Genomic DNA, 25,787 nt, shown 5'->3' on the forward strand with positions numbered 1-25,787 from the left:
ATGGGACGACCACGCGCCTTCGACACCGATCAGGCCATCAGTACTGCGGCCGCCCTCTTCGCCACCTACGGCTACGAGGGCACCTCGGTGGACGACCTGGTCACCGCCACAGGCATCCACCGGGGCAGTCTCTACAAGGTCTTCGGCTCCAAACGGGGCCTGCATCTGACCGCTCTGCGCAACCACCTCGACCACGAGATCCACCCGGCGAGCGCCGCCATCGCCACCCTCACCGACCCCACGCAGGCGCTGACCGCGGCCATTGCCTCATACGACAACGGCCCGGCCGCCGGGCTTCTCCTCCTCGCCGCCGCCGAACGCGCACCCCACGACCCGGAGGTCGCCGCGCTGGTCGCGGAAGGCATCACCGCGCTGGAGGACGCCCTGCGCCCCTCCCACGGCGACGCCGCCCCTCAACTCGCCTCCACCGTCCTCGGCGCCCGCCTCCGTCTGCGCGCCCAGCCGACCGCCCCCAAGGAGCACTGACATGGCCCTGATCTCCATCGACCGCGAACGCGGCCTGCTGACCGCCGAATTCCAGGGCCTCGACAAGCTCTGGACTCTCAAGAACCGCCTGGAAATCCCCCTCGCCCACGTGCGCGGCGCCACCCACGACCCCGGCATCGCCCGCGAACCGAAGGGCATCCGCGTCGGTGGCACCCACCTCCCCGGTGTGATCACCGCCGGCCGGTTCCGCCGCGACGGGGAACGCCTCTTCTGGGAGGTGAAGAACCCGGAGAAGGCGGTCGTCATCGAACTCGCCGACGCCGAAAGCTACGACCGCCTCGTCATCGAGGTCGACGATCCCCGCGCCACGGTGACCCTCATCGAACAGTCGATAGCCCGCGGCTGAAGACACCGGACTCATCCGTCTAGACGCGCACGGCTTCCTTCTGGCGCGCCACGGACACGACGTGCTCACGCAGCCGCTCCACGCACAGGCGCATGGTGCGGCTCGCGACGTCGGTGTGCGGGTAGCGGCAGGCGAACTGCAGGCCCTCGTGCAGCCGGGTGATCCAGACGCACACCTGGTCGCCGTACGAGACGCGGATCAGCCCGTACGCCTTGAGGTCCTGCCACTGCTCCGAGCCGGGGACGCCGCGCGCGTCGGCGAACGAGACGATCGAGTACAGGTCCGGTGACGTCGGCCGGAAGTCGGCCCCCAGCAGCCGGAGCACGCGGGCGATGGGCATCCGCGACAGGGCCCGGTTCTCCCGCAGGGTCGCGCGGGCCGTCTCCAGGACCCGGTCGAAACCGGGAGCGGGCGCCGCGGCCGGCGCCAGGGGGATCTCGACGGGCGCGCCGCCCACGTACCAGCCCACCGAGTCCGACCAGTGGGACTTCACCCGGGTGTGGAACGGCACGACGGTGCGGTACACCGGCCGCCCGCCGACCTCGTGGACGACGAGGCCGAGGGCCGCGAGAACGCCGGCGAGGGTGCCGCCGTAGGGGCGGCAGTACGCCTCGAAGGCGGCGGCGTCCGCGGCGTCCACGAGCATCTCGTGCATCAGCCGCTGGGTGGGCAGCGGCCCTTCCGGGTCGAGGCCGAGGTCGACGGGGAAGTTCGGCAGCTTCCCGTCGCACCGGGCGATGAACTCCCGCCAGCGCTCCACGGTCTCGTGCGTGCCGCCGATCCGGTCGGCGTCGTCGCGCTCGGCGGCGCAGAAGTCGACGTAGCTGGCGGCCGGCGCCGGAGCGAGGGACCGGCCCTCCAGCCCGGCGGCGTAGAGCTCGTGGATCTCGGCCGGGATGCGGTAGATGGAGTGCGCGTCGACGTTGCTGTGGTCGAACGCCATGTAGACGCTGGTGCCATCGTCCCTGACCACGGCGGCGAAGATGAAGTTCGGCCAGGTCAGGGCGTCGGCGGCGACGTCGAAGCGGTCCTGGAGGTAGCGGGTCAGCACGGCGGCGTCGGAGAAGTCGCCGACGTCCTCGCGATGCAGCGCGACCGCGCCGGCGTCCAGCGTGAAACGCCGCATCTGCTCGCCGGCCCAGCGGAAACCGCTGCGCAGCGTCTCGTGCCGCAGCGTCCAGGCATGCAGCGCGCCCTGGAGCACATCGAGGTCGACGGGGCCGGGCAGGTCGAAGGCCGTGCCGAGCCAGGTCGGCACAAAGAGACCGTCCTGGCGGACGGTCCGCGCGGTGCGGATGTGGGACTCCTGCACGTACGCGGGCGGGCGGGCGTCGTCCGGCGAACTCCACGCGGCGTCGATCGTCGTCCGGTGCAGCGTCCATTCGACGAGACGACCGGGCCGGACCTCGCAACCCTGGATGTCGGTCATGCGCACGGGGGTTCTCCGGAGGCAGGGGGCGGGGGACGGGGGGTGAGGGGCAGGGCGTGGTTGAGCACCCGCCCGGAGCAACGACCGAAAATCGGAGAAGAAACTCTCTCGTCCCGCTTACCGCCCTTATCGCCCACCGGCCGGGGCCACACCGACCCACACGTCACCGTTCTTGGGGATGACGCACGGAAGCAGCCGTGGAAGCTGCTGATGCAGGCAGAACCCCTGGCCAACGCCGTGCGGCACGGCGGGGCCGGGGGCGGCCTCATCCATGTGGGCGACGGCGGGGACTACACGGGTGTCGGAGCACCGAACCAGGTGGCCAGCCGCTCCGCCAGCTCCTGCGGGTCGTCGCCGGCCCAGACGACGTATCCGTCGGGCCGCAGCAGCACGGCGGGCACGTCCAGCTCCTCGCTGACGTCGACGACGTGGTCGACCCGGTCGGCCCATCCGTCCGCCGGGAGCCGGCCGGTCTGGTCGAGCAGGAGCCCGCGCCCGCGGTGCATGAGCCCGTAGAGCCGCCCGCCCTTGAGCTGGACGTCGCGCAGGCGCTTTCCGACCAGCTCGTGCCCCTCCCCGAGGTCGTAGTGGACGCCGACCGCGGTGATCATTCCGGTCACGTACGCGTTGACGTCCTCGAAGTCCATGAGGCGGGAGAGGAGTTGGTGGAGGGCGGTGATGCCGGGATCGGTTCCCATGAGGGCGATCTGCGCGCGGGTGTTGGCGAGCACGGCGGCGCCGACGGGGTGCCGTTCGGCGTGGTAGGTGTCCAGCAGCCCTTCCGGCGCGTGACCGTTCACCTGGGCGGCCAGCTTCCACCCGAGGTTGAACGCGTCCTGGATGCCGAGGTTCATGCCCTGCCCGCCGGTCGGCGGGTGGATGTGCGCGGCGTCGCCGGCGAGCAGCACGCGGCCGACACGGTAGTGCTCGGCCTGCCGGGTGGCGTTGCCGAAGCGGGAGAGCCAGCGCGGCGAATGCGCACCGAAGTCGGTGCCCGCGTGGGCCCGCAGCTGTTGCTTGAACTCCTCCAGCGTCGGCGCCGCATCACGGTCCTCGGAAACGCCCTCAGCAGGCACGACGATACGGAAGACGCCCTTCTGCCCGTCGCTGTCGGGCACGGCACCGAACCGCAGCTGCGTCTTGCGGACCTCCGCGACGACGGCGGCGACGGTCTCCGCGTCCTCCGCGAGCTCCATGTCGCCGAGCAGCGTGTCGACCGTGGAGGGCTCGCCGGGGAAGCCGACGCCCAGCAGCTTGCGTACGGCACTGCGGCCGCCGTCGCACCCGACGGCGTACCGCGCCCGCAGCCGCGCCCCGTCGGCGAGCTCGACGGTCACGCCGTCACCGTCCTGCCCGATCCCGGTCACCTCGCACCCACGCCGGATCTCGGCGCCGAGCGCGACGGCGTGCTCGGCGAGCAGCCGCTCGGTGACGGCCTGCGGGACGGTGAGGCCGTAGGGGTGGGCCGTGTCGAGCCGCTCGGGCCACGGCTTGTGGATGCCGCCGAAGAACCCGCCGACCTGGAACTTGTCCCCCTCGGCAAGGAACCGGTCCAGCAGCCCCCGCTGGTCCATCATCTCCACGCTGCGCACGTGCAGCCCGCGCCCCCGCCCACGCCGGTCGCCCTCCCCGGTCTCCTTCTCGAGCACGACGACGCGCACCCCGTGCAGCCGCAACTCGCCGGCCAGCATCAACCCGGTCGGCCCGGCACCGACCACGATCACGTCGATCAGGTCATTCATCGAATTCGCCCCGTTCGCTTGGCTTTGGCCGGTCATTGTGCGACGGGGAGGGGGCCTTGCCACAAGGCCCCTAGTACGCTATAAGTTAAGAGTGGCGAGAAGTAGAACTTCTCGCCATCGCTGTTTTCTACCGCCGCTTTCTACTGCCTTCCGACGCCATGGAGCAGGGCGAGGGCGTCCATGGCGGCGTCGGTGTCGGGGGCCTGGGCGGCGGCCTCGTGGATGAGGGCGTAGTGGACCCGCCGGGCCCAGTCCAGATCGGCATCGGGAGCGAGCCGCCCGGCGTCACGCAGACGCCCGAAAAGCCGCTCGCGGTGGGCCAGTACGTCGGCATGCAGGCGCGCCACTTCGGGCGCGCCGGTGGGCAGGGCGCCCATGTCGAATCCCCATGCGGTCTTCACGCGCAGCACGGTGGCGGTGACCTGGTAGAGCGCGACGGCAGACGGGGCGGTGTCCGGCCGGGCGGCCGCGACGGCGTCGTGAAACCGCTGGGTCGCCCATGCGGCGAGCGCAGCAACGAACGCCTCGCGCGAGGCGAACCGCCGGTGCACGGTGGTCCGCGCGACCCCGGCGGCCTCGGCTATCTGCTCCATCGTGGCGGCCGGGTTCACCGACAGCACGCGCTCGGCGGCTTCGAGGATGGCACGCACCGTGCGCTCGGCGTCGGCGCGGAGGGGATCGGGCGGGCGGTCGTCGACGCCCTGCTGGCGGAGGACGTACGCGTGGTCGCCACCGCACGCACGCGTTCGGCAAGGCACTGGCGGAGGAGTTCGGCCGCAGCGGGTACGGGTGAACACGGTCTCACCGGGTCCCGTCCGCACCGGCATATGGGAGAGCCCGACAGGCTACGGCGCCGAACTCGCCACCGCCCTGGGCGTCCCCCACGCCCAACTCCTGGCGACCCTCCCAGCGGCGACGGGCATGCTCATCGACCGCCTCATAGAACCGCAAGAGCTCGCCGCCCTGGTCACGTACCTGACGTCCCCCCGCGCGGCGGCCAACCACGGGCACGGACCACCTCATCGACGGCGGCGCGGTCAAAACGGCGTAGAGAGCAACGCGCCCGCCGGCACGCCCGAAAGCCGCGCAGCGGCGCCCCCGCTCCGCACCCCCCGCCCAACCTCACCGCCTCTCCCACGGCACGCCTCCAAAGCCGCGCAGCGGCGGACCCCCAGGGCGCAGCCCAGGCCCTCACCGCCCCAAGCCGCGCAGCGGCACAGCCGCACTCCGCACCACACCGCCCAACCTCGCCGCCCCTCCCACGGCACGCCACCAAAGCCGCGCAGCGGCGGACCCCCAGGGCGCAGCCCAGGCCCTCACCGCCCCAAGCCGCGCAGCGGCACAGCCGCACTCCGCACCACACACGGCGCAACACGCCACCGGTCACCCGAACCGACGCCCGGCCGCCCGCCGGAGTGCGGTGCGGGCGCGTACGACCGGGGCGGCCCACTCCGGTCAGTCCCGGAACGCACCGCCCCTCCGTTGCCCGGACAGGCGGATCGCCCGAGCGCTACCTTCGAGAAAGGCCCGAACGCCCCGGGGGGGTGCGGCGTGGAATCAGCGAGGTTGTTGCCGAAGGCGGTAAGCAGCCGATTGAAGACCGGCAGCGACCAGGAGATCGTGCAGAGCTACCCGTACCGGTCCGCCTGCCCCTCCACGGTGTGGGCCGAGCTGGCCTCGGGGGCGCGCGAGGAGATGTTCTTCAGCGGGTACACGTCCTACTTCCTGTGGACGCAGATCCCTGCTTTCGCCGACCTGCTGCGCCACAAGGCGGCGGCAGGCTGCCGCGTCCGCTTCCTGCTCGGCGACCCCGAAGGGCCCGCCACCCGTCGGCGGGAGGAGATCGAGAACGTGGCGCTCACCGTCTCCACCCGCATCAGGACCACGCTGGAGCACCTCGCCGCCCTCGCCGGCACGAACGGCATCGACGCCCGCTTCTCCGCGGACGCCGACGCCGCCAACCACATCTCACTCTCCGTCTTCCGCTTCGACGACCAGGCACTGGTCACCCCGCACCTGGCCTCCGCCGTCGGCCACGACTCCCCGCTCCTCCACCTGCGGCGCCGCGACGAGCACGGCTTGTTCAGCCGCTTCGTGGAACACGCGGAGGAACTATGGACCCGCGGCACGAACATCGCGACGAGCTCACCATGAAATGAGCCAGGCCCGGCCCGTCACCCCGGGTGCGCGTACCGCAGGTGAAACCCCATCGCCTCGGCCATCCGCACGGCCTCCACCTGATCCCCGCGCTCCAACGCCCCGTACCGCCGCTGCTTGATCTCCCAGCACCCGGCACAACGCAACCCACCCGGCGGCACCGGCACGAGCTCGGGGTGCCCACGCCCCCGCCGACTGCGCGCGTTCGCCTCCGCGACCCGACTCCGCAGCTCCTCCCGCTCCGCCCCGCTCACCGAACCGACTCCATCCGCGGCATGAGGTCGACCCCGTGCGCGCCGATGCGGGCGGTGTACGTGTACGACGCGGTCTGCGCCGGTACCACGACCGGGGGCTCGGCCGCGCGGGCGGGACGGCGATCGGCGACAGTTCTCACCCAGTCGAGGAGACGAACGATAAAGTTGGCCATGTCGACCTGCTTCCTACAACGTTGAGGTTGACCACACCCCGGGGCCGTGGCAGCGGCCGCCGGGGCCTTTTGTGTTCACGGGCACCGCAAGCACCCGCCGCCGGGGGCGCAATTCCGCCACCGGCCACGGTTACGAGCATGCACATCCAGACCGTCACACTCAACGGAAACCGCGAAAGTCCATATGCACGTGTGACTCCGGCGGCCTGCCGCCCAGCGGTGCGGGACACTCGGGAGCTCAAACCCGCCACCGTGCAGGAAGGGAAGACGTGACCGCCCTGCCCACCGTCCGCCGACGCATGCTCGGCGCCGAACTGCGCAGCCTGCGCGAGGAACTCGGCCTCACGGTCAATGAGATGGCTGCACGGCTCAACTGGCCGCAATCCAAGGTGAGCCGCGTGGAAACCGGCCGATCAGGCATCCGCCGGCAGGAGGTGGAAGCAACGCTCGACGCCTACGGCGTCTCCGACATGGACAAGCGCCAGCACCTCGCCGACCTGGCCAGGGACAGCCGCCAACGCATGTGGTGGACGCCCTACTCCGACGTGATCACCGCACGCTACGCGGAATACATCGCCTTCGAGGCCGAAGCGTGCACGATGCTCACGTTCCAGTCGGTCCTCGTTCCCGGTCTGCTCCAGACAGCGGCGTACACCCACGCCATCACCAAGGCGCTACAGCCGGAAGCCGGGCCCGAGGAGCTCGACGCGCTCGTCAACGTCCGGCTGGCCCGCCAGAACGCGACCCTTCGCCGCTCCGAGCCGCTGGCCCTATGGGCCATCATCGACGAAGCGGCGCTGCGCCGCCTCATCGGCGGCCGGGATGTCATGACGGAGCAGCTCCGTCACCTTCAGCAAGCCTCGGAGCTCAGCCATATCACTCTGCAGGTGTTGCCAAACTCTGCGGGAGCGCACGCGGGCCTTCTGGGCCCGTTCGTCATCCTGCGGTTTCCTACCGAGGGCAGTCTCGACGTAGTGCACACGGAATCGCAGGTCAGTAATATCCACCTCGTACGGGACAGCGAACTGACTGCCTACGGCCGGACTTTCGACAGGTTGCGCAGCCAGGCCCTGGCGCCGACAGCATCTCGCGATCTGATCGCGGCCATCATGAGGGACCTCGAATGAACCACCCCGATCGTCCCCGCCCGGAGTTACAGCACCTCACGTGGCGCAGAAGCACTCACAGCGGTAACCAGGGAAACTGCGTGGAAGTCGCCTACGGCGCAGACGACCAAGTCCCCATACGCGACAGCAAACACCTCGGCGAGCCGGCCATCCTGGTCCCCCGGTCCGCCTGGGCCGCATTCGTAACGAGCGTCAAAGCCACGCCGCACGGCTCGCCGCCTCTGCCCTGCGAATCCACCGACGCCGCGACTTGCGCAGACTGAAGCACAGCTCCGAAACGTTACTTCCGGTACTGCGAAGGAGTTCCGCGTGAAGTACGCAGACGAGACCAGCCCGCTCCGCCACAGCGCCCGATGGCGCAAGAGCAGCTACAGCGGCCTCCAGTCCAATTGTGTGGAAGTTGCTCACACCGCCAGCGACTCCGTTCCCATACGCGACAGCAAACACCCCGGCGGCCCCATCATCCTCGTCCCCCGCCCCGCCTGGGCCGTCTTCCTGGCCCACGTCAGGGCCGGCAGCTGACCCACCCGCCCCACGCCCGGGCACCACGTACGGGCCCGCACCTGCAACCGCGCAGACCCTGCGCGTCGCCCCCGCGTGCCTCCGTCACCGCCGGTCCGTCCCACCCAACCGGCGCCACTCGTCCGCAGCCGCGCTCTGCCTGCGCCGGCACCTCTTCCACGAGCACCGGCTCCACGCCAACGCACGGATCGGCCGTCGGCCGTTGCCCCGGCCCCGGACCGCCGCACAGCGTCCGGTGCCGAGTGGTCGGTCTCATCGCCGGGGGACGCCGAGGCACCCATGAAATCCGTTGGGCACCTGTTCGAACCGGATCTAGCATCGCGCGCGTGACGACTCACCACGAGATACTCGAAGCCGCGCTGGCCCGGATCACCGCCGGTTACGTGTTCCCCGAGAAGACGGCTGCCATCGACGCGGCGATCCGGCGTCGGCTGGACGAAGGCGCATATCAGGATCTGGACTTGCGGGAGCTGTGCGACCGGGTCACGGACGACCTCCAGCGTGTCTGTCCCGACAAGCATTTGCGGTTGTTGTGGGTCGAGGAGCCGCAGTCGATGGACCAGGAGCCGGAGGACGTCGCTCGGGCCCGTTTCGAGCAGTACGCGCGGCAGAGCAACTACGGCATCCGGCGGGTCGAGCAGCTCGACGACAACATCGGCTACCTCGACCTGCGCATGATCCCACCCGCCGGTCCAGGCGGTCCCGCGATCGCTGCCGCCATGCAACTGCTCGCTCCCACCGACGCATTGGTCATCGATCTGCGGCAGTGCCGCGGTGGCTCGCCGGAAGGCGTGCAGTTGTGGTGCAGCTACTTCTTCGCCGACGACAGGGTGCACCTGAACGACATCTACGAGCGGGCCACCGACTCGACCCGCCAGTACTGGACCCTCGGGCACCTCCCCGCGCCGCGCTACCTGGACCGTCCGGTCACCGTGCTGACCAGCGACGTCACCTTCTCCGGCGGAGAGGAGCTGGCGTACAACCTCAAGGCGCTGGAGCGCGCCACGCTGATCGGCGGGACCACCCGCGGTGGCGCCCACCCCACGGACCGTATCGCGGTCGCCCCGCACGTCACCGTGACCGTTCCCGCCGCCCGCTCGATCAACCCGGTGACCGGCACCAACTGGGAAGGCGTCGGTGTCGAGCCCGACGTGGCCGTCGCGGCCGGGGACGCGCTGGACGTGGCGTTGGAGCACCTGCGCGCCCGGATCGGCTGAGCAGCGGGCGGGGGGCGGTCGAGACCGGCGCACCCTCGCATCGGGTCACCTGCGCCCCGGCGCACCCGCGCACCCTCACATCGGATCACCACCGCCCCGGCGATACGCTCCCGTGGCCGGAAACAGCCGGCCAGATGCAGACGGGGGTGTGACCACCATGGTGGAGCGCAACAAGCAGGTAGTCCAGGGGTTCTTCGACGCCGTCAGTGAGCGCCGGCTCGGCGACCTGCCGCAGTTCATGGCGGCGGACGTCGTCGACCACAACAAGATCATTCATGGTGAGGCCGACGAGCCCGGTGCCGCGTTCGAGGGGCTGCGGCAGCAGCTCGCCGCGTTCGATCCGCTGATCGTGCGTGTCGAGGAGCTGATCGGCGAGGGCGACCGCGTCGTCGCGCGCGTCACCCAGCGCGGTGTGCACGGCGGGACCCACCCGCGGATGCCCGAACCCACCGGGCGGAGCTTCGAGAACGAGGCCATCTGGATCTTCACGCTCGCCGACGGCCTCATCTCCGAGATACGGGCCGTCAGCGACCGCCTCGGACTCTTCCTCCAGCTCGGCTGGGAGTGGCCGACCGCCGACTGACATGCCCGGCAGCGCTCAGAGGCCGCGGACGGCCTCGGAGAAGTCGGTGTCGTAGCAGGACCAGCAGATCACGGAGCCGTCGTCCTCGAAGTGCCCCATGTACCACTCCCCCTCGTGCCGCACGAGGCACAAGCCGTGGAACGCAAGGATCACATCGGGCCTGAGCAGCACGTAATCGTCCCCGCCCGGCTCGTCGGCCACGACAAGCCGGGCGCCGACCGGCACCGGCACCGGCACCGCACTGCCGTCTCCCGACACCTCGCGCACGCGCTCGATCGTCCAGCCGTCGGGGAGCAGTTCTTCCATGCCCCGATGATCTCAACCCACCGGCGGCACCACCCCCAGCTGTTGCAGGAACGACAGCAGGTCCTTGTCCGACCACTTCTCCGCCAGCCGGCCGTCCTCGATCCGGTGGATGACCGTCGCCGTCATCTCCAGCCGGTGGCCCGTCGCCGGGATGCCCGGCAGGTCGCCCTCGTGCGTGCCCTGGCACGTCAGGCGGGTGACGACCTTGTCGCCCTCCGCCACCTGGTCCTCGATCCGGTGCGTGCCCGGGGTCGCCTCCCAGAACAGGCGGAACGCCTGCTTCAGGCCCGCCCGGCCCGTGCCGAGGCCGGGGAACGGTGGCGGGGAGTGGTCGACGTAGTCCTCCGCGACCAGCTCGTCCAGGGCGTCGGCGTTGCCGCGGTCGATCTCCTCGTAGAAGCGGCGGACCAGCCGCTTGTTGTCCTCGGTGGTAGACACGCCCGCAGTATCCGCGCCCTGCGCCGCCGTCCCGCGCCGACCGCGCCGCCCCTCCGCCGCACGCCACCCGGTCGGCCCGCCGCCGCGTCAAGCAGTCGGGCTGCTGCGCCTGACCAGCAGCCCAGCCCGTACGAGCAGTTCCCGTACGGCCGCCACCCCGGCTTCCGGCAGGGGCCGGGGGGAGGCCGCCGTCGCCGGGCAGGTGATCACGCCCAGCAGGTGCAGCGCCGCCTTGTACGCGGCCGGAGCGGAGGGGGCGGCGGGGGCGGCGGGTGCCATCGCCAGGGCCTGGAGCGCGGCCAGGCGGTCCTGTTCGGCCGCGGCCTCCGCCCACCGCGCGGCGCGGGCGTGCACGCAGAGGCGTACGTAACCGGCCGGGTCGACGTTGGACAGGCCCGGTACGACCCCGTCGGCGCCCGCCAGCAGCGCACCGTCCACCGAGAGCTCCGAACCGGTCAGCACCGACAGCCCCTCGCCGTCCGCGGCACGGTCCTTGAGCGCGACGAGCAGGCGGCGCAGCCCGTCGAGGTCGCCGCTGCTGTCCTTCAGGCCCGCGATCGTGCCGTCGGCCGCCAGTTCCAGCACCGTCTCCGGCGCCAGCTTGACGTGGACGGCGGCGGGGATGTCGTACGCGACCAGCGGCAGCCCCCCGCCGTCCCGCACCCGCCGGAAGTGCCCGGCGATCTCCGCCGGCCCGGCGCTCGCGTAGAACGGCGCCGTGACGACGAGCGCGTCCGCGCCCAGTCCCGCCGCCGCCCGCGCGTGCTCCAGGACCCGCGCGGTGGTCATGTCGATGGCCCCGGCCAGCACCGGCACCCGACCCGCCACCGCCTCCACGGCCGTACGGACGACCGTCCGCCGCTGGGCGTCGGTGAGGTACGCCGCCTCGCCGCACGTACCGAGCACGAACACCGCGCTCGCCCCGCCGGCCAGCACATGCTCGACCAGGGCGGCGAGGGAACGCGTGTCGACCTCGCCGTCCTCGGTGAAGGGGGTGCACACGGGCGGGATGACACCGGACAGCCGCATGGGGTGCCCCTACCCCCGGTGCGGCCCCCGTACCCCCACCGTCCACCGGCGCGCGATGATCTGCCGCATGGATTCGACATCGCCCTTACCACCGCCGGACGTCGACGCCGTCGTCTTCGACGTCTTCGGCACGCTCACCGACTGGCGGACCGGCGTCGCCGAGGCCCTGGCCCGGGTGGGCGGCCGGGCGGGGGCGGCCGCCGACTGGCCCGCCGTCGCCGACGCCTGGCGCCGCCGCTACCGCCCGTACCTGGACCGGGTCGTGAACGGCGAACTGCCCTGGCAGCCCCTCGACGTGCTGCACCGGCGCATGCTGGACGACGTCCTGCCCGCGTACGGGCTCGACGGCCTCGACGGGCTCGACGACCTCGGCGCGCTCGGCGACAGCGACCGCGCCGAGCTCGTACGGGCCTGGCACCGGTTGCCGGCCTGGCCCGACGCCCCCGCCGGCCTGGAACTCCTCCACCGCAGCCCCCTGTTGACCGCCACCCTCTCCAACGGCGGCACGGGCCTGCTCACCCGCCTCGCCAAGCACGCCGGGCTCCGCTTCGACTGCATCCTGTCCGCCGAGACGGTCACGTCGTACAAGCCGGACCCGCGCGTCTACCGCATGGCGGCCCGGCTCCTGGAGGTCGAGCCGCACCGGCTCCTCATGGTGGCCTGCCACCCCGACGACCTCCGCGCCGCAGCCGCGGCCGGCCTCCGCACGGCGTACATACCGCGGCCGCTGGAGTGGGGCCCCGACGCGGCACCGGTCGAGCCGCCCGCCTGGGCGGACCTCGTCGCGGACGACGTCCCGGCGCTGGCCCGCGCACTCAGCTCTCCCCTCCCTGCCCTCTCTCCCCCACCACCGCGAACGCCTCGATCTCCATGAGCAGTTCGGGGCGGACGAGCGCCGCGACCTGGAACGCGCTGCTCGCCGGCAGCCGGTCCGGGGCGATGTACGCGTCGCGCACCGCGCGGACCTCGGCCAAGTGGGCGAGGTCCGTCAGGAAGTAGGTCAGCTTCACGACGTCGTCGAACGTCGCACCCGCGGCGGCCAGGCAGCGGCGCAGGTTCTCGAACACCTGCCGCGCCTGCGCCGCGGGGTCGCCCTCGCCCACCACCTCGCCCTTCTCGTCGAGGGCGATCTGCCCGGACACGGCCACGAAGCGGCCCGTCCCCATGACCACGTGCGTGTAACCGGTGGCCGGAGCCACGCCTTCCGGCGCGGGGATGTACGTGAGACGTGATGCGTTCATGCCCTGCATGATGCATCGTGCCCGGTCCTCCCGCTCAGGCCCCCGGGCCGGCGACCGCGGACATCCGCAACGCCGCCACCGCCGGGGCCAGGTGCGGGTCGTCCGTGGCGGTGTCGAGGGTCTCGGCGAGGGTGGCCTCGTACGTGGGGCGGGCCTGTTCGTAGCGGGTGCAGCCGGCGTCTGTGGCGACGGCGTAGACGCCGCGCTTGTCGTCCGGGCAGAGGTCCTTGAAGGCGTAGCCCAACGCTTCCAGGCGGGCCACCAGGCGGGTCACCGAGCTCTGGTTGAGGCCGATGCGGCCGGCCAGCTCCTGCATGCGGCGCTCGTGGTCGGGGGCGTGCGCCAGGTCCTCCAGGGCGCGGTACTCGGACAGGCCCAGGCCGTGCCCGCGCTGGAGCGCCTGGGCCAGCCGGCCCTCGACCTCCGCCTGGAGCGCCAGGAAGCGCCGCCACGCCTGCGCGTCGGGGCTCACCGGCGGAAGGTCGTCATGACGCGCGCTCATCGGCCAGTCCTCCATTGACAGCATTGACAGTCACTTCCATGCACATGCATGATCCTAGTCCGGCGCCACTACTTGCACGTACATACAATTTCAGTCGTTCGAGGAGTCTCCCCCTTGTCCTCCCGCTCACCCTCCCCTTCACCCTCCCCCTCCCGCGGCTGGGCCTGGCTGCTGCTCTCGTCCCTCTTCGAGGTCACCTTCGCCCTCGCCAACGAGGCCAACCACGGCTTCACCCGCCTCTGGCCGTCCCTCCTCACCGCCGGTGCCGCCGCCTGCGGCATCGTCACCCTCTCGCTCGCCCTCCGCAGCGTCGACGTCGGCGTCGGCTACACCGTCTGGGCCGGCATCGGCGCCGTCGGGACCGTCGTCCTCGGCACCCTCCTCTACGGCGAGCCGCTCACCGCCTGGAAGGTCCTCGCCTTCGTCCTGATCATCGGTGGCGCGCTCGGCCTGCGTCTCTCCGAAAGGCACGCTTCATGACCTGGCTCTTCCTCGGCATCGCCGTCGTCTTCGAGATCGCCTTCGCCCTCGGCGCCAACGCCACGAACGGCTTCACCCGCCTCTGGCCGTCCGTCTTCACCCTCGCCGCGGCCGCCGGCGGCATCTACACCCTGTCGCTCGCCCTCCGCCACCTCGACGTCGGCGTGGGCTACACGCTGTGGACCGGGCTCGGCGGCGTCGGCACCGTCGTCCTCGGCTCCCTCGTCTACAAGGAGAAGCTCACTCTGCCCCGCCTCCTCTCCTTCGCCTCCATCATCGGCGGGGCCGTCCTGCTCAAGTTCACCGCCGCGTGACGCGACAACGCGACAAGGGGCCCTCCCGGAATCCGGGAGAGCCCCTGTTCACGTATCGCCGCGCGTCACGCCGCCGGTACGACCTGCCGTTCCTCCGCGAAGTGGCACGCCGACTCGTGCGCCGCCGGCGTCTTCCTGCCCGCGAAGACCTCCGGCACCGCCAGCAGCGGCACCTCCTCCGCGCACTTGTCCTGCGCCTTCCAGCAGCGCGTACGGAAGCGGCAGCCCGACGGCGGGTTGGCCGGCGACGGCACGTCACCGGTCAGGATGATCCGGTCGCGGGCCGCGCTGGCCGCCGGGTCGGGCACCGGGACCGCCGACAGCAGCGCCTGCGTGTACGGGTGCGTCGGGTGGTCGTAGATCTCGCTGTCCGAGCCGATCTCCGCCATCTTGCCCAGGTACATCACGCCCACGCGGTCCGAGATGTGCCGGACGATGGACAGGTCGTGCGCGATGAAGATGTAGGACAGGTTGAACTCGTCCTGGAGCTTCTCCATCAGGTTGACGACCTGCGCCTGCACCGACACGTCCAGCGCCGAGACCGGCTCGTCGCAGATGATGACCTCGGGGTTGAGCGCGAGGCCCCGCGCGATGCCGATGCGCTGCCGCTGGCCGCCCGAGAACTGGTGCGGATAGCGGTTGATGTACTCGGGGTTGAGGCCCACGACGTCCAGCAGCTCCCGGACGCGCTGGCGCCGGTCGCCCTTGGGCGCCGCCTCGGGGTGGATCTCGAACGGCTCCCCGATGATGTCGCCGACCGTCATCCGCGGGTTGAGCGAGGTGTACGGGTCCTGGAACACCATCTGGATGTTGCGCCGCACGGCCTTCAGGGCACGCCCGGACAGCTTGGTGATGTCCTGGCCCTTGTAGAAGATCTCGCCGGACGTCGCCGTCTCCAGCATCATCAGCAGCTTGGCCACGGTCGACTTGCCGCAGCCGGACTCGCCGACGATGCCCAGCGTCTCGCCCTGGTAGAGGTCGAAGGAGACCCCGTCCACGGCCTTGACCGCGCCGATCTGCTTCTTGAAGAGGATGCCCTGCGTCAGCGGGAAGTGCTTGACGAGGTTGCGCACCTGGAGGATCGGCTCGCCGCGCTCGACGGGCGCGTCGAGGACGGCCTCCACCTCGGCGGTGGTGCTGGCCTCGCTGACCTCCACCTCGGAGACGTTCGGCGTCACGTCCGTGTCCGCGTCCGCCGCCACGGCCTTGTCGTTCTTGGCGCTGTCAGCCATGGATCGTCTCCTTCCAGAAGTGGCACGCGCTGCCGCGGCCCGGCAGCGCCGTGCCGTCCCGCTCGGTCACCGCGTGCAGGGCCGGGCTCTCGGTCCGGCAGAGGTCCTCCGCCCGCGGGCAGCGCGGGTTGAAGGCGCAGCCGGCCGGGATGCGCAGCAGGTTGGGCGGCAGGCCCTTGATCGCGTACAGCTCCTGGCCCTTCTGGTCCAGGCGCGGGATGGAGTCGAGCAGGCCACGCGTGTACGGGTGCGCGGGGCGCGCGTACAGCTCCTTGACGGGGGCCGTCTCCACGATGCGGCCCGCGTACATCACCGCGATCTTGTCGGCGACGTCCGCGACGACGCCGAGGTCGTGGGTGATGAGGATGAGGCCCATGTTGAACTCGCGCTGGAGCTCCGCAAGCAGGTCCATGACCTGCGCCTGGACGGTCACGTCCAGCGCCGTCGTCGGCTCGTCCGCGATGATCAGGTCCGGCTCCAGGGCCAGCGCCATCGCGATCATGATGCGCTGCCGCATGCCGCCGGAGAACTGGTGCGGGTAGTCGCCCACGCGCTGCTTCGCGGCGGGGATGCGCACCCGGTCCATCAGCTCGACGGCCTTGGCCTTGGCGTCCTTCTTGGACAGGCCCTGGTGGACGCGGAACATCTCGCCCAGCTGGTAGCCGACGCTCAGCACCGGGTTCAGCGACGACAGCGCGTCCTGGAAGATCATGGCGATCTTGCTGCCGCGGATCTTCCGGCGCTCCTCGGCGGACATCTTCAGCATGTCCTGGCCCTTGAAGAGGATCTCGCCCTGCGGGATCTTCCCCGGCGGCATGTCGAGGATGCCCATGATGGCCTGCGCCGTCACGGACTTGCCGGAGCCCGACTCGCCGAGCACGGCCAGCGTCTCGCCCGCGTTCACGGAGTAGTTGACGCCGTTGACGGCCTTCGCGACGCCGTCGCGGGTGTGGAACTCCACGTGCAGGTCGCGGACTTCGAGCAGGGGCGTGCCGGAGGCGTCGCCCGCGCGCGGCTCGGGGACGCGCCCCGTCTTCTCGGTGGTGGTGGTCACGTACGCCTCCCTCAGCGCAGCTTGGGGTCGAGGGCGTCGCGCACCGCGTCGCCGAGCAGGATGAACGCCAGCACGGTCAGGCTCAGGAACGTCGCCGGGACCAGCAGGGTGTGCGGGGCGTCACGCAGGTTCTTCTGGGCGTCGGAGATGTCGACGCCCCAGGAGATGACCGGGTCCTGCAGACCGATGCCGAGGTAGGACAGGGTCGCCTCGGTGGAGATGTAGCCGCCGAGCGCGATGGTGGCAACGACGATCACCGGGCCGAGGGCGTTCGGCAGGATGTGCCGGAACAGGATCCGCCCGGTGCCCGCGCCGAGGGCGCGGGCGGCCGTCACGAAGTCGGCCTCCTTCTGCGTGATGACGGCACCGCGCATGACACGCGCGATCTGCATCCAGCCGAAGAGGGTGAGGCCGAGGACCACGGTCCACACGGTGCGGTGCGTGAACGCCTGGAGCGTCACCAGACCGCCGAGCAGCAGCGGGATGCCGAAGAAGATGTCGGTGATGCGGGACAGCAGGGTGTCCAGCCAGCCGCCGAAGTAGCCGGCGAGCATGCCGACGAGGCCGCCGAAGACGGTGACGGCGACGGTCACGCAGATGCCGACGATGATCGAGGCGCGGGCGCCGTGCACCGTACGCGCGTAGACGCTCTGGCCCTGCTGGTTGTAGCCGAACCAGTCCGCCTGGAAGAGGTGCGACCAGTTCGGCGGGCTGAGGTAGTGCCCGCGCAGGTCGGCCTGGCGCGGGTCGGCGTCGGTGAAGACGCCGGGCGCGATGGCCATCACGATGAACAGCAGCAGCAGGACCGAGGAGATCCAGAACAGCGGGGACCGGCGCAGCTCGCGCCAGGCGTCCTGGCCGAGGCTGCGGGGCTTGTTCTGGTCGGCCTTCTTGACGGTGGCCTCGGTCAGCTCGGCGGCGCCGCCCGCCGCCACGGCGACGGTGCTGCGGCTCGCCTCGGGGGAGGTCTTCTCAGGCATAGCGGATCCTCGGGTCCAGGACGGCGTACAGCAGGTCGACGACCAGGCTGCTCACGAGGTAGACGATCACGAGCACACTCACGATGCCCACGACGGTGGGGCCCTCACTGGTCTGGATGGCCCGGAAGAGCGTGTTGCCCACGCCCTGGACGTTGAAGATGCCCTCGGTGACGATCGCGCCGCCCATGAGGACGCCGAGGTCGGTGCCGAGGAAGGTGACGACAGGAATGAGGGAGTTGCGCAGCAGGTGCACGCCGACCACGCGGCGCTTCGGCAGGCCCTTGGCGATGGCCGTCCGCATGTAGTCGGCGCGCAGGTTCTCGCCGATCGTGGTGCGGGTGAGGCGGGTGACGTACGCCAGGGAGAGCGCGGCCAGGACGGTGGCGGGCACGGCCAGCTGGCCGATGTCCATCGAGTCCTGGACGGTCGGCGTGATCATCTTCCACTTCATGCCCAGCGTGAACTGGGTGAGGAAGCCGATGACGAAGACCGGGATCGAGACCACGATCAGCGTGAGGATCAGCACGATCTGGTCGATCAGCTTGCCGCGCTTGAGGCCGGTCAGCAGGCCGAGGGCCACACCGACGACGACCTCGATGCCGAACGCGAGCAGCGCCAGCCGGATGGTGACGGGGAAGGCGTCCTTCATGAGGTCGGCGACCGGCCGGCCGGTGAAGCTCTTGCCGAAGTCGCCCTGGAGAAGGCCCGTCAGGTAGTTCCAGTACTGCTGGAGCAGGGGTTTGTCCAGCCCGTACTCGTGGCGCAGTCTCTCGACCGTCGCCGGGTCGGCCGCCTTGCTGCCGAACAGTGCCTTGATGGGGTCGCCGGGCAGCGAATACACCATCAAGAAGATGAGCAGTGTGGTCCCGATGAAGACCGGGATCATCTGGAGCAGTCGCCTCGCGACAAAGCGCCCCATGGTGTTCCTCCTGTCGCCGACGGGGCCCAGTGGCCGCTCTCGCCCTGTGGGGCGGCGGTCACTGGGCCTCCGTCACTGCACGCTTCCCGGTTACTTCTTGACCTCGACCTCGGTCCAGATGGCCTGGCGGAAGGTGTCGAACTTGACGTTCTTCACCTTCTTCGAGTAGCCGGCCTTGGTGTGGTCGAAGAAGAGCGGGATGGAGGGCATCTGCTCCGCGAGCTTGGTCTCCACCTCGTGGTAGAGCTTGTTGGAGTCCTCGATGCTCTTGGCCTCGTCGGCCTTCTTCATCAGGTCGTCCAGGTCCTTGTTGCTGAACGACATGTCGTTCGCACCGGCACCCGTGCGGTACTGCTCGGAGATGAAGTTGGAGATGTTCGGGAAGTCCTGGACCCAGGCCATGCGGAAGGCGCTGGTCATCTTCTTGTCGGTGATGTCGGCGCGGACCTGCTGGAAGGTCGGCTTCGGGTCACCGACGCACTCGACACCGGTGTTCTGCCGGATGTCGTTGCAGATGGCGTCCACCCACTCCTTGTGGCCGCCGTCGGCGTTGTAGGTGACGGTCAGCTTGTTGCCCGGGACGCCGCCGCCCTCCTTGATGAGCTCCTTGGCCTTGGTGGGGTTGAACTTGCAGAACTCGCCGCAGGAGTTGGGCTGGTAGCCCTCGACGACCTTCGGGGTCCAGCCGTCGGCCGCGTCCTTCGAACCCTTGAGCGCGGTCTTGGCGATGGTCTCGCGGTCGATGGCCATGGACAGGCCCTGGCGGACCTTGGCCTTCTCCGGCTTGGCCCACTCCTCCTGGTAGAGCGGGAAGGCGATGTTGGTGTTGCCGCCGTACATCTGGTCGACGGCGCGCTCGCCCAGGTCGTTCTTGTACTGGCTCATCACGGCCGTGGGCACCTGGAACATGATGTCCAGCTTGTCCGAGACCAGGTCGTTGTAGGCGGCGTCGTCCTTGTTGTAGAACTTGAAGACCACGCCGCCGTTCTTCGGCTTGTCCTCGCCCTTGTAGTTGTCGAAGCGCTTGGTCTTGAACTCGACCTTGTGCTGCCAGTCGCCGTCCTGCTGGTACGGGCCGTTGCCGATCGGGTGCTCGCCGAAGCCCTTCGGGTCCTTGTAGAACGCCTTGGGGAGCGGGAAGAAGGCGTCGTAGAACAGACGCTCCTTGAAGACCGAGACCGGGTGCGCGAGCTCGATGGTGAACTCGTTGTCGTTGACGACCTTCAGGCCCGACATGGTGTCGGCCTTGGGGTCGCCCTTCTCCGGGTGGACCTCGTCGTAGCCCTTGATGTCGGCGAACCAGGAGGAGTTCAGCTGGGCGTTCTTGACGTTGGCGCCCCAGTTCCAGGCGTCCACGAAGGAGGAGGCCGTCATGGGCTCGCCGTTGTGGAAGGTCCAGCCCTGCTTCAGCTTGACCGTGAAGTGCACGTTGTCCGTGCTCTCCACGCTCTCGGCGGCCATGTTCCGCAGCTTGCCCTTCTCGTCGAAGTCGACGAGGCCGCGGAAGAGGTTCTTGATGATGTAGCCGCCACCGGTCTCATTGGTGTTGGCGGGGATCAGCGGGTTCTGCGGCTCGGTGTTGTAGTAGGTGTACGTCCCGTTCGGGTCGACGGCCGCATTGTCGTCGCTGCCGCTTCCACTACCACCACACGCCGTCGCGGTCAGGGCGACCGCAATGGCCCCCGCCAGCCAGACGGCACTCTTGGCACCACGCATGAGCAAGCCTCCTCAAGAGTCCACTAATCACTACGAGACGAGGCGCCGGCCCCACGCTGACACCCCTGACAGCGGAGACGGAACCGGCACCTCGAGTGTGCTCGTGAGTCGGCGCTCCCCACAGCGCGTGACCCATTGACCCGAGCTCAGTGAACCCAACTATTAAGTACAGCCGTCCTTTAAACCACACTTATAGGGTCTCGCTTTGGTCACATCGATCTTTCGCATAGCACGCCAACGGGGGCAAAAAAGACGCTGATGTGAACACTCCGAGCATGCCGAAGGCCCGGAACCCCCGCTGCGGAAGCGGGTATTCCGGGCCTCGTGGGCTACGGCTCGTTCAGCCGTGCGACCGGCTCGGTGGTGCGGCCGGCTCAGCCGTGACTCAGCCGTGCTTGGCGCGGGACGCGGTGCGGCCGCGCTCCTTCTGGTCCAGGACGACCTTGCGGATGCGGACCGCCTCCGGGGTCACCTCGACGCACTCGTCGTCGCGGCAGAACTCCAGCGACTGCTCCAGCGACAGCTTGCGCGGCGGGACGATCGCCTCGAAGGAGTCGGCGGAGGAGGAGCGCATGTTGGTGAGCTTCTTCTCCTTGGTGATGTTGACGTCCATGTCGTCGGAGCGCGAGTTCTCGCCGACGATCATGCCCTCGTACACCTCGGTGCCCGGGTCCACGAAGAGCACGCCGCGCTCCTGGAGGTTGGTCATCGCGAAGGCGGTGACGGCACCGGCGCGGTCGGCGACCAGCGAACCGTTGTTACGGGTCTGGAGCGGGCCGAACCACGGCTCGTGGCCCTCGTGGATCGAGTGCGCGATGCCGGTGCCGCGGGTCTGGGTCAGGAACTCGGTACGGAAGCCGATCAGACCACGGGACGGGACGACGAACTCCATGCGGACCCAGCCGGAGCCGTGGTTCGACATGTTGTCCATCCGGCCCTTGCGGACACCCATCAGCTGGGTGACGGCGCCCATGTGCTCCTCGGGCACGTCGATCGTCATGCGCTCGACCGGCTCGTAGACCTTGCCGTCGACCTCCTTGGTGACGACCTGCGGCTTGCCGATGGTCATCTCGAAGCCCTCGCGGCGCATCTGCTCCACCAGGATGGCCAGCGCCAGCTCACCGCGGCCCTGCACCTCCCAGGCGTCGGGACGCTCGGTGTCCAGGACGCGCAGCGAGACGTTACCGATCAGCTCGCGGTCCAGACGGTCCTTGACCTGGCGGGCGGTGACCTTGCGGTCCTTGACGGCGGCCTTGGCGTCCGCGCCCTTGCCCGTGCCGCCGCGACCGACCAGCGGCGAGGTGTTCGTGCCGATGGTCATGGAGATCGCCGGCTCGTCGACCGTGATCAGCGGCAGCGCGACCGGGTTCTCCGGGTCGGCCAGGGTCTCACCGATCATGATGTCGGGGATACCGGCGACCGCGCAGATGTCGCCCGGGCCGGCGACCTCGGCCGGCTTGCGGGTGAGCGCCTCGGTCATCATCAGCTCGGTGATGCGGACGTTCTGGATCGAACCGTCGCGCTTGATCCAGGCCACGGTCTGGCCCTTGCGCAGCTCGCCCTGCTCGACGCGGAGCAGCGCGATGCGGCCGAGGAAGTTGTCGGCGTCGAGGTTGGTGACGTGGGCCTGGAGCGGCGCGTCCTCCTCGTACGTCGGGGCCGGGACGTGCTCCAGGATCGTGGAGAAGAACGGCTCCAGGTTGGTCGAGTCCGCGGGGACGGTGCCGTCCTCCGGCTTGGTCAGCGAGGCGATGCCGTCACGGCCGCAGGCGTAGACGATCGGGAACTCGATCTGGTCCTCGTCGGCGTCCAGGTCGAGGAAGAGGTCGTACGTCTCGTTGACGACCTCGTCGATGCGGGAGTCCGGGCGGTCGGTCTTGTTGATGCACAGGATGACCGGCATCCGGGCCTGCAGGGCCTTGCGCAGCACGAAGCGGGTCTGCGGCAGCGGGCCCTCGGAGGCGTCGACGAGCAGGACGACCGCGTCCACCATCGACAGGCCGCGCTCGACCTCGCCACCGAAGTCGGCGTGGCCGGGGGTGTCGATGATGTTGATCGTGATCGGGTCCCCGCCGTCCTTGGGGTGATACTTCACCGCCGTGTTCTTGGCGAGGATCGTGATGCCCTTCTCACGCTCCAGGTCGTTCGAGTCCATGACGCGGTCGTCGACGGAGTCGAGCTGGTGGGCGGCGAAGGCACCGGCCTGCTTGAGCATGGCGTCGACGATGGTCGTCTTGCCGTGGTCGACGTGGGCGACGATGGCGACGTTACGGATGTCGTGGCGCGTGGGCATACGTGGGGCGCTTCTCCCGGGATAAGGTGACGGCTCGCGTGCGGTGTGGCACACGGCCCTGCCGGGCAGATCACGCCACGGCCTCACCCCATGGTACGGGGCTGCCGCGCGCTTGGCGCTCCAGGGCGGGGGAAGACCGCCCTGACCTGCGATTTCTTCAATCAGAAGTACAGGAACCGACGGCGTCGGTAGGCTGTGATCACTTGTCGAACATCTCTTCGGAGACGAAGTGGCTCACGCGCTCCCGCCCCCGCCCCCGCCCGGGCAGCAGCCTCCGCCGGCGCCGGTGTGGACCCCGCTGGACGAACATCTCTGGCACACCTGCGAGATCCTCGCCGACATCGCCGAGGGCCGGCTCGACCGGCGGCCCCTGGTCGCCACCACGGCGCGCCTCGGCCCCGGCGACCGCACGCTGGCCGTCGGCCCCGGCCACTGGGCCACCTGGCGGGCCCTGGGCGACGGCAGTTACGTCCACGAGAACACGTTCGCGTTCGGCAGCAGCGCCTTCGTCGTCGGCGCTCTGGCGACCACGGCCGTCGTCAACGCCGTCCGCAGCAGCCGCGCCTCCTCCGACGCCCAGCCGCGCTGGGTCCTGGACGGCTCGGGGTACGTGACCGTCACGCTGGAGATGCTGCACTTCGCGGAACCGGCGAGCGAGACCTCCCTCTACTGGAGCGGCCTGCGGGCCATCGACCTCGTGGGCCCGGACGCCTTCCAGACCAGCTACAACACCGTCGGCGGCGACTACCGCACCGTCCGCATCCACTCGCCCTGGGCGTCCCTGATCTTCGCCCTGGCCGCGCTGACCGCCTTCCCCACGCACCCCCGCCTCCTGAGCGGCGGCTGGCTGCCGCCCGGCTTCGAGGAGCACTGCGCCCGCGTGGGCCGCCCCTGCCGCCCGGCGGCACGTCTGCTGCTGCCCGGCAGCGGCTGACGGCCGGCCGACCGCCCGGCCCGTACGCCCTGGCGGCCGTGCGCCCTAGCGCAGGAAGCCCATGTCCTGGTAGCGCGGCGTGGCCAGCCCGAACGCTCCGGCGTTGGCGACCGTGCGGCGGGTGCCGACGAGCTCGGGGCGCTGGTAGAGCGGGAGGGAGCCGGCCGCGGCCCAGATGCGGGCGTCCGCCCGGGCGAGCAGGTCCTGCGCGGCCTCCTCGTCCAGCTCGGTGGACGCCTGGTCGAAGAGGCGGTCGATCTGGTCGGTGCCGACCCGGGTGTAGTTCTGCTCGACCACCAGCGACCCGTCGGCCGCCGGCTGCGGCTTGGCGAAGACGGGCCGGGCCTCCGTGGCCGGGTAGGCGCCGGTGGGCCAGCCGTAGAGGGCCAGGTCGAAGTCGCCGGAGGCGATGTGGTCCTTGAAGAAGCCGGCGCCGTCGACCTGCTGGATCTCGGTGCGGACGCCGATCTCGTCGAGCTGCCGGGCGATGCGCTCGCCCACGGCGCGCAGCGGCTCGGTGCCGGGGCCCTTGGGCAGCAGGAGGCGCAGCGTCAGTTTCTTGCCGTCCTTGTAGCGGGCGGGTGCCGCGGCGGCCTTGCCGCCGGCGTCCCCCTGGGCCTTGCCGTCGGCCTTGGCGCCCGGGGCGCGGCCCTCGCGGCCCTCCTTCCAGCCGGCGTCGGCGAGCAGGGAGCGGGCGGCCTTGGGGTCGCGGCCGCCGATGGCGTCGCTGTTGTCCTGGTAGCCGGGCTGCCCGGCGACGAGGACGTGGTTGCCGGCGGGGTCGGCGGGCAGGCCGAGGGGTGCGAGCACGTACTCGGCGAGGGCCTTGCGGTCGACGGCGCGGACGACGGCGCGCCGCACCCGTTCGTCGGTGAGCGCCCCGGAGGCGCCGTTGAGGGCGAGCTGGGTGTAGGCGGGCTCCAGGGACTTGCGGACGACGAGGCCGCGCAGGGCCTGGACGTCGGCGGCGGCCGGCCGGTTCGGCGGCTTGTTCTCGGGCCGGCCCCGGCCGGGCCCCGACGGCTTGGAGGGCGCGGGGGCCGGCGCGGACGACCCGGAGGGGCGTACGGAGGCGGGGGCGGCGCCCGGCCCGGCCGCGGACCGGGAGGCGGACCCGGCGGCGGGGGCGGAGGCGGAGGCGGGCTTGGAGGGCGCTCCGGATGCGGCGGACCGGGAGGCGGACGGCGCTCCCGACGACGGGCCGGACGGCAGCGCGGACGACGGTGCCGCGCCCGGCACCCGGTGCTTGTCCGACCCCTCCTTGTCCTGCGCGTTGACCTTCATGATGCGTTCGGCCGCGGCCGGCGCCAGCTCGGCCAGGTCCACGGTGCGGGCGGCGAGCGCCTCGACGCGCTGTTCGCGCGGTACGACGCGCAGCACGAGCCGGTCGAGCTTGGCCCGGTCGCCCCACCAGCGCGGGTTGCGGGCCAGGGTGAGCGTGCCCTGCGCGGTGTCGGTGCCCTCGACGCGGAAGGGGCCGGCGGAGGTCTTGAGCTCCTTGCGCGCGGAGTCGTTGAAGGCGCCGGCGGTGCCGGTCACCGACCGCGGGTAGAGGGGGGTGAACAGCGACGGCCAGTCGGCGTAGCTCTTGTCGAAGGTGACGCGCACCTCGCGGTCGTTCGCGCCGCGCTCGACGCGGTCGATGCGGTCGTAGCCGTCGTTGTGGGCGGCCCAGTAGGCGCTGTCCTTGCCGCGCAGGGCCTTCCACTGGGCCTCGAAGTCGGCGGCGGTCAGGGCGCTGCCGTCGCTCCACACCGCCTTGGGGTTGATGCGGTAGACGACGACCTGGCGGGGCTTGCGCTGCTGGACGTCGGCGGCGGTGAGGTAGTCGGGGTCGCGGCGGGGGCGGCCGCGCTCGTCGAGGGTGAACAGGGTGGGCAGCGTGGCCTGGGCGACGCGCTGGGCGGTGGCGTCGGCGTCGGTCTGGAAGGTGTTGAACGTGGCGGGCAGCGCGTCGACCGCCCAGGTCAGCGTGCCGCCGTCGGCGACCTTGGCGCGGGCGGCGGCGGCGATGTCCGGCGGGACGGCGGGGCCGTCCGCCTCGTCGTCGCCGCCCGCGCCGCACCCGGCCAGCAGGGGCAGCAGGGCCGTGAGGACCGCGGCACCGGCCGCGGCGCGGCGGCGCAGGGGGGACGGCGTGCGCGTGGACGTCATGGGAACACCTCCGCCGGGCCGGGATGGCACGTTGTGCTGCCGCCCACTGAAGGCGACGCCCCGCGTGCCGCCGCGCCGACACGGCGCCCGCACCGGACACGCCACCCGCCCGGCGCAACGGCGTGCCGCCCCCGCTCG

General features: G+C 70.8%; 28 protein-coding genes. 12 read left to right on the forward strand and 16 right to left on the reverse strand.

Annotated features, from left to right (window positions below; translation table 11 throughout):
* Both IE305_RS23435 and IE305_RS23440 read left to right on the forward strand, forming a co-directional pair.
* Entirely contained in the window at positions 1-486 is a 486-nt protein-coding gene (locus IE305_RS23435) for a TetR/AcrR family transcriptional regulator (RefSeq protein ID WP_190131699.1), read from the forward strand.
* 1 nt (position 487) lies between these two features.
* Positions 488-853, forward strand: a complete 366-nt coding sequence (locus IE305_RS23440; protein WP_190131700.1) for a hypothetical protein — start codon at positions 488-490, stop codon at positions 851-853.
* 19 nt (positions 854-872) lie between these two features.
* On the opposite strand, the gene IE305_RS23445 is transcribed toward IE305_RS23440, so the two are convergent.
* The 3 genes from IE305_RS23445 to IE305_RS23455 form a co-directional block, all read right to left on the reverse strand.
* Positions 873-2,282 carry a condensation domain-containing protein gene (locus IE305_RS23445; RefSeq protein ID WP_190131701.1) on the reverse strand — a complete coding sequence of 470 codons (1,410 nt, stop codon included), beginning with the start codon at positions 2,280-2,282 and terminating at the stop codon, positions 873-875.
* 290 nt (positions 2,283-2,572) lie between these two features.
* Complete coding sequence (gene rox / locus IE305_RS23450; protein ID WP_190131894.1) at positions 2,573-4,015, reverse strand: rifampin monooxygenase; 1,443 nt, start codon at positions 4,013-4,015, stop codon at positions 2,573-2,575.
* Positions 4,016-4,164: 149 nt separating this feature from the next.
* Positions 4,165-4,674, reverse strand: coding sequence for a TetR/AcrR family transcriptional regulator (locus tag IE305_RS23455; protein WP_229891471.1), 510 nt, complete (start codon positions 4,672-4,674; stop codon positions 4,165-4,167).
* A 943-nt stretch (positions 4,675-5,617) separates the two neighbouring features.
* On the opposite strand from IE305_RS23455, the gene IE305_RS23460 reads away from it, so the two are divergent.
* Positions 5,618-6,178 carry an XRE family transcriptional regulator gene (locus IE305_RS23460; RefSeq protein ID WP_229891420.1) on the forward strand — a complete coding sequence of 187 codons (561 nt, stop codon included), beginning with the start codon at positions 5,618-5,620 and terminating at the stop codon, positions 6,176-6,178.
* 253 nt (positions 6,179-6,431) lie between these two features.
* On the opposite strand, the gene IE305_RS23465 is transcribed toward IE305_RS23460, so the two are convergent.
* Positions 6,432-6,608, reverse strand: a complete 177-nt coding sequence (locus IE305_RS23465; protein WP_190131704.1) for a hypothetical protein — start codon at positions 6,606-6,608, stop codon at positions 6,432-6,434.
* 269 nt (positions 6,609-6,877) lie between these two features.
* Between IE305_RS23465 and IE305_RS23470 the strand changes: the two genes are divergently transcribed.
* The 5 genes from IE305_RS23470 (at position 6,878) to IE305_RS23490 (ending at position 10,057) form a co-directional block, all read left to right on the forward strand.
* Complete coding sequence (locus tag IE305_RS23470; RefSeq protein WP_190131705.1) at positions 6,878-7,735, forward strand: helix-turn-helix domain-containing protein; 858 nt, start codon at positions 6,878-6,880, stop codon at positions 7,733-7,735.
* Positions 7,732-7,998 carry a DUF397 domain-containing protein gene (locus tag IE305_RS23475; RefSeq protein ID WP_190131706.1) on the forward strand — a complete coding sequence of 89 codons (267 nt, stop codon included), beginning with the start codon at positions 7,732-7,734 and terminating at the stop codon, positions 7,996-7,998. Before IE305_RS23470 ends, IE305_RS23475 begins: the two co-directional genes overlap by 4 nt.
* Before the next feature lie 46 nt (positions 7,999-8,044).
* Complete coding sequence (locus tag IE305_RS23480; RefSeq protein ID WP_190131707.1) at positions 8,045-8,257, forward strand: DUF397 domain-containing protein; 213 nt, start codon at positions 8,045-8,047, stop codon at positions 8,255-8,257.
* Between the two features lie 326 nt (positions 8,258-8,583).
* Positions 8,584-9,474 carry a S41 family peptidase gene (locus IE305_RS23485; protein ID WP_190131708.1) on the forward strand — a complete coding sequence of 297 codons (891 nt, stop codon included), beginning with the start codon at positions 8,584-8,586 and terminating at the stop codon, positions 9,472-9,474.
* A 157-nt stretch (positions 9,475-9,631) separates the two neighbouring features.
* Entirely contained in the window at positions 9,632-10,057 is a 426-nt protein-coding gene (locus IE305_RS23490; RefSeq protein WP_190131709.1) for an ester cyclase, read from the forward strand.
* Between the two features lie 15 nt (positions 10,058-10,072).
* Here IE305_RS23490 and IE305_RS23495 read toward each other — a convergent pair whose 3' ends face one another.
* From IE305_RS23495 to IE305_RS23505, 3 genes are all read right to left on the reverse strand, one after another.
* Positions 10,073-10,363, reverse strand: coding sequence for a hypothetical protein (locus tag IE305_RS23495; protein ID WP_190131710.1), 291 nt, complete (start codon positions 10,361-10,363; stop codon positions 10,073-10,075).
* A gap of 12 nt (positions 10,364-10,375) precedes the next feature.
* A complete protein-coding gene (locus tag IE305_RS23500) occupies positions 10,376-10,801 on the reverse strand; it encodes an ester cyclase (RefSeq protein WP_190131711.1) in 426 nt (141 codons plus the stop codon).
* Between the two features lie 87 nt (positions 10,802-10,888).
* The gene (locus IE305_RS23505; protein WP_190131712.1) at positions 10,889-11,830 is read right to left on the reverse strand and encodes a dihydrodipicolinate synthase family protein; all 942 of its coding nucleotides are present in this window, start codon (positions 11,828-11,830) and stop codon (positions 10,889-10,891) included.
* A 67-nt stretch (positions 11,831-11,897) separates the two neighbouring features.
* Here IE305_RS23505 and IE305_RS23510 point away from each other — a divergent pair, with 67 nt between their 5' ends.
* The gene (locus IE305_RS23510) at positions 11,898-12,704 is read left to right on the forward strand and encodes a haloacid dehalogenase type II (protein WP_190131713.1); all 807 of its coding nucleotides are present in this window, start codon (positions 11,898-11,900) and stop codon (positions 12,702-12,704) included.
* On the opposite strand, the gene IE305_RS23515 is transcribed toward IE305_RS23510, so the two are convergent.
* Complete coding sequence (locus IE305_RS23515; RefSeq protein WP_190131714.1) at positions 12,646-13,071, reverse strand: RidA family protein; 426 nt, start codon at positions 13,069-13,071, stop codon at positions 12,646-12,648. The genes IE305_RS23510 and IE305_RS23515 overlap by 59 nt on opposite strands.
* A gap of 34 nt (positions 13,072-13,105) precedes the next feature.
* Positions 13,106-13,573, reverse strand: a complete 468-nt coding sequence (locus IE305_RS23520) for a MarR family winged helix-turn-helix transcriptional regulator (protein ID WP_190131715.1) — start codon at positions 13,571-13,573, stop codon at positions 13,106-13,108.
* A gap of 114 nt (positions 13,574-13,687) precedes the next feature.
* On the opposite strand from IE305_RS23520, the gene IE305_RS23525 reads away from it, so the two are divergent.
* Together IE305_RS23525 and IE305_RS23530 are read left to right on the forward strand one after the other, a co-directional pair.
* The gene (locus IE305_RS23525; protein ID WP_229891422.1) at positions 13,688-14,053 is read left to right on the forward strand and encodes a DMT family transporter; all 366 of its coding nucleotides are present in this window, start codon (positions 13,688-13,690) and stop codon (positions 14,051-14,053) included.
* Entirely contained in the window at positions 14,050-14,367 is a 318-nt protein-coding gene (locus IE305_RS23530; protein ID WP_190131717.1) for a DMT family transporter, read from the forward strand. Before IE305_RS23525 ends, IE305_RS23530 begins: the two co-directional genes overlap by 4 nt.
* A 65-nt stretch (positions 14,368-14,432) precedes the next feature.
* Here the strand turns inward: IE305_RS23530 and IE305_RS23535 are convergent, their stop codons facing one another.
* The 6 genes from IE305_RS23535 to typA all read right to left on the reverse strand — a co-directional run bounded on the left by IE305_RS23535 (position 14,433) and on the right by typA (position 22,561).
* Positions 14,433-15,599: an ABC transporter ATP-binding protein gene (locus IE305_RS23535; RefSeq protein WP_190131718.1), complete on the reverse strand. Its 1,167-nt coding sequence runs from the start codon at positions 15,597-15,599 to the stop codon at positions 14,433-14,435.
* Positions 15,592-16,653 (reverse strand): ABC transporter ATP-binding protein, encoded by a 1,062-nt coding sequence (locus IE305_RS23540; RefSeq protein WP_190131719.1) that lies wholly within the window; start codon positions 16,651-16,653, stop codon positions 15,592-15,594. The genes IE305_RS23535 and IE305_RS23540 overlap by 8 nt, the downstream gene beginning before the upstream one ends.
* Positions 16,654-16,664: 11 nt before the next feature.
* On the reverse strand, positions 16,665-17,633 hold the full coding sequence (locus IE305_RS23545; protein ID WP_190131720.1) for an ABC transporter permease: 969 nt from the start codon (positions 17,631-17,633) through the stop codon (positions 16,665-16,667).
* Positions 17,626-18,552: an ABC transporter permease gene (locus tag IE305_RS23550; protein ID WP_190131721.1), complete on the reverse strand. Its 927-nt coding sequence runs from the start codon at positions 18,550-18,552 to the stop codon at positions 17,626-17,628. The genes IE305_RS23545 and IE305_RS23550 overlap by 8 nt, the downstream gene beginning before the upstream one ends.
* Before the next feature lie 90 nt (positions 18,553-18,642).
* Positions 18,643-20,268 (reverse strand): peptide ABC transporter substrate-binding protein, encoded by a 1,626-nt coding sequence (locus tag IE305_RS23555; protein WP_190131722.1) that lies wholly within the window; start codon positions 20,266-20,268, stop codon positions 18,643-18,645.
* Between the two features lie 385 nt (positions 20,269-20,653).
* Complete coding sequence (gene typA / locus IE305_RS23560; RefSeq protein WP_190131723.1) at positions 20,654-22,561, reverse strand: translational GTPase TypA; 1,908 nt, start codon at positions 22,559-22,561, stop codon at positions 20,654-20,656.
* 229 nt (positions 22,562-22,790) lie between these two features.
* On the opposite strand from typA, the gene IE305_RS23565 reads away from it, so the two are divergent.
* Positions 22,791-23,495: a hypothetical protein gene (locus IE305_RS23565; RefSeq protein WP_190131918.1), complete on the forward strand. Its 705-nt coding sequence runs from the start codon at positions 22,791-22,793 to the stop codon at positions 23,493-23,495.
* Between the two features lie 45 nt (positions 23,496-23,540).
* Here the strand turns inward: IE305_RS23565 and IE305_RS23570 are convergent, their stop codons facing one another.
* Positions 23,541-25,649, reverse strand: a complete 2,109-nt coding sequence (locus IE305_RS23570; RefSeq protein ID WP_190131724.1) for an ABC transporter family substrate-binding protein — start codon at positions 25,647-25,649, stop codon at positions 23,541-23,543.
* Positions 25,650-25,787: the final 138 nt, after the last annotated feature.

The organism is Streptomyces mashuensis (assembly GCF_014654785.1).
Classification (GTDB): domain Bacteria; phylum Actinomycetota; class Actinomycetes; order Streptomycetales; family Streptomycetaceae; genus Streptomyces; species Streptomyces mashuensis.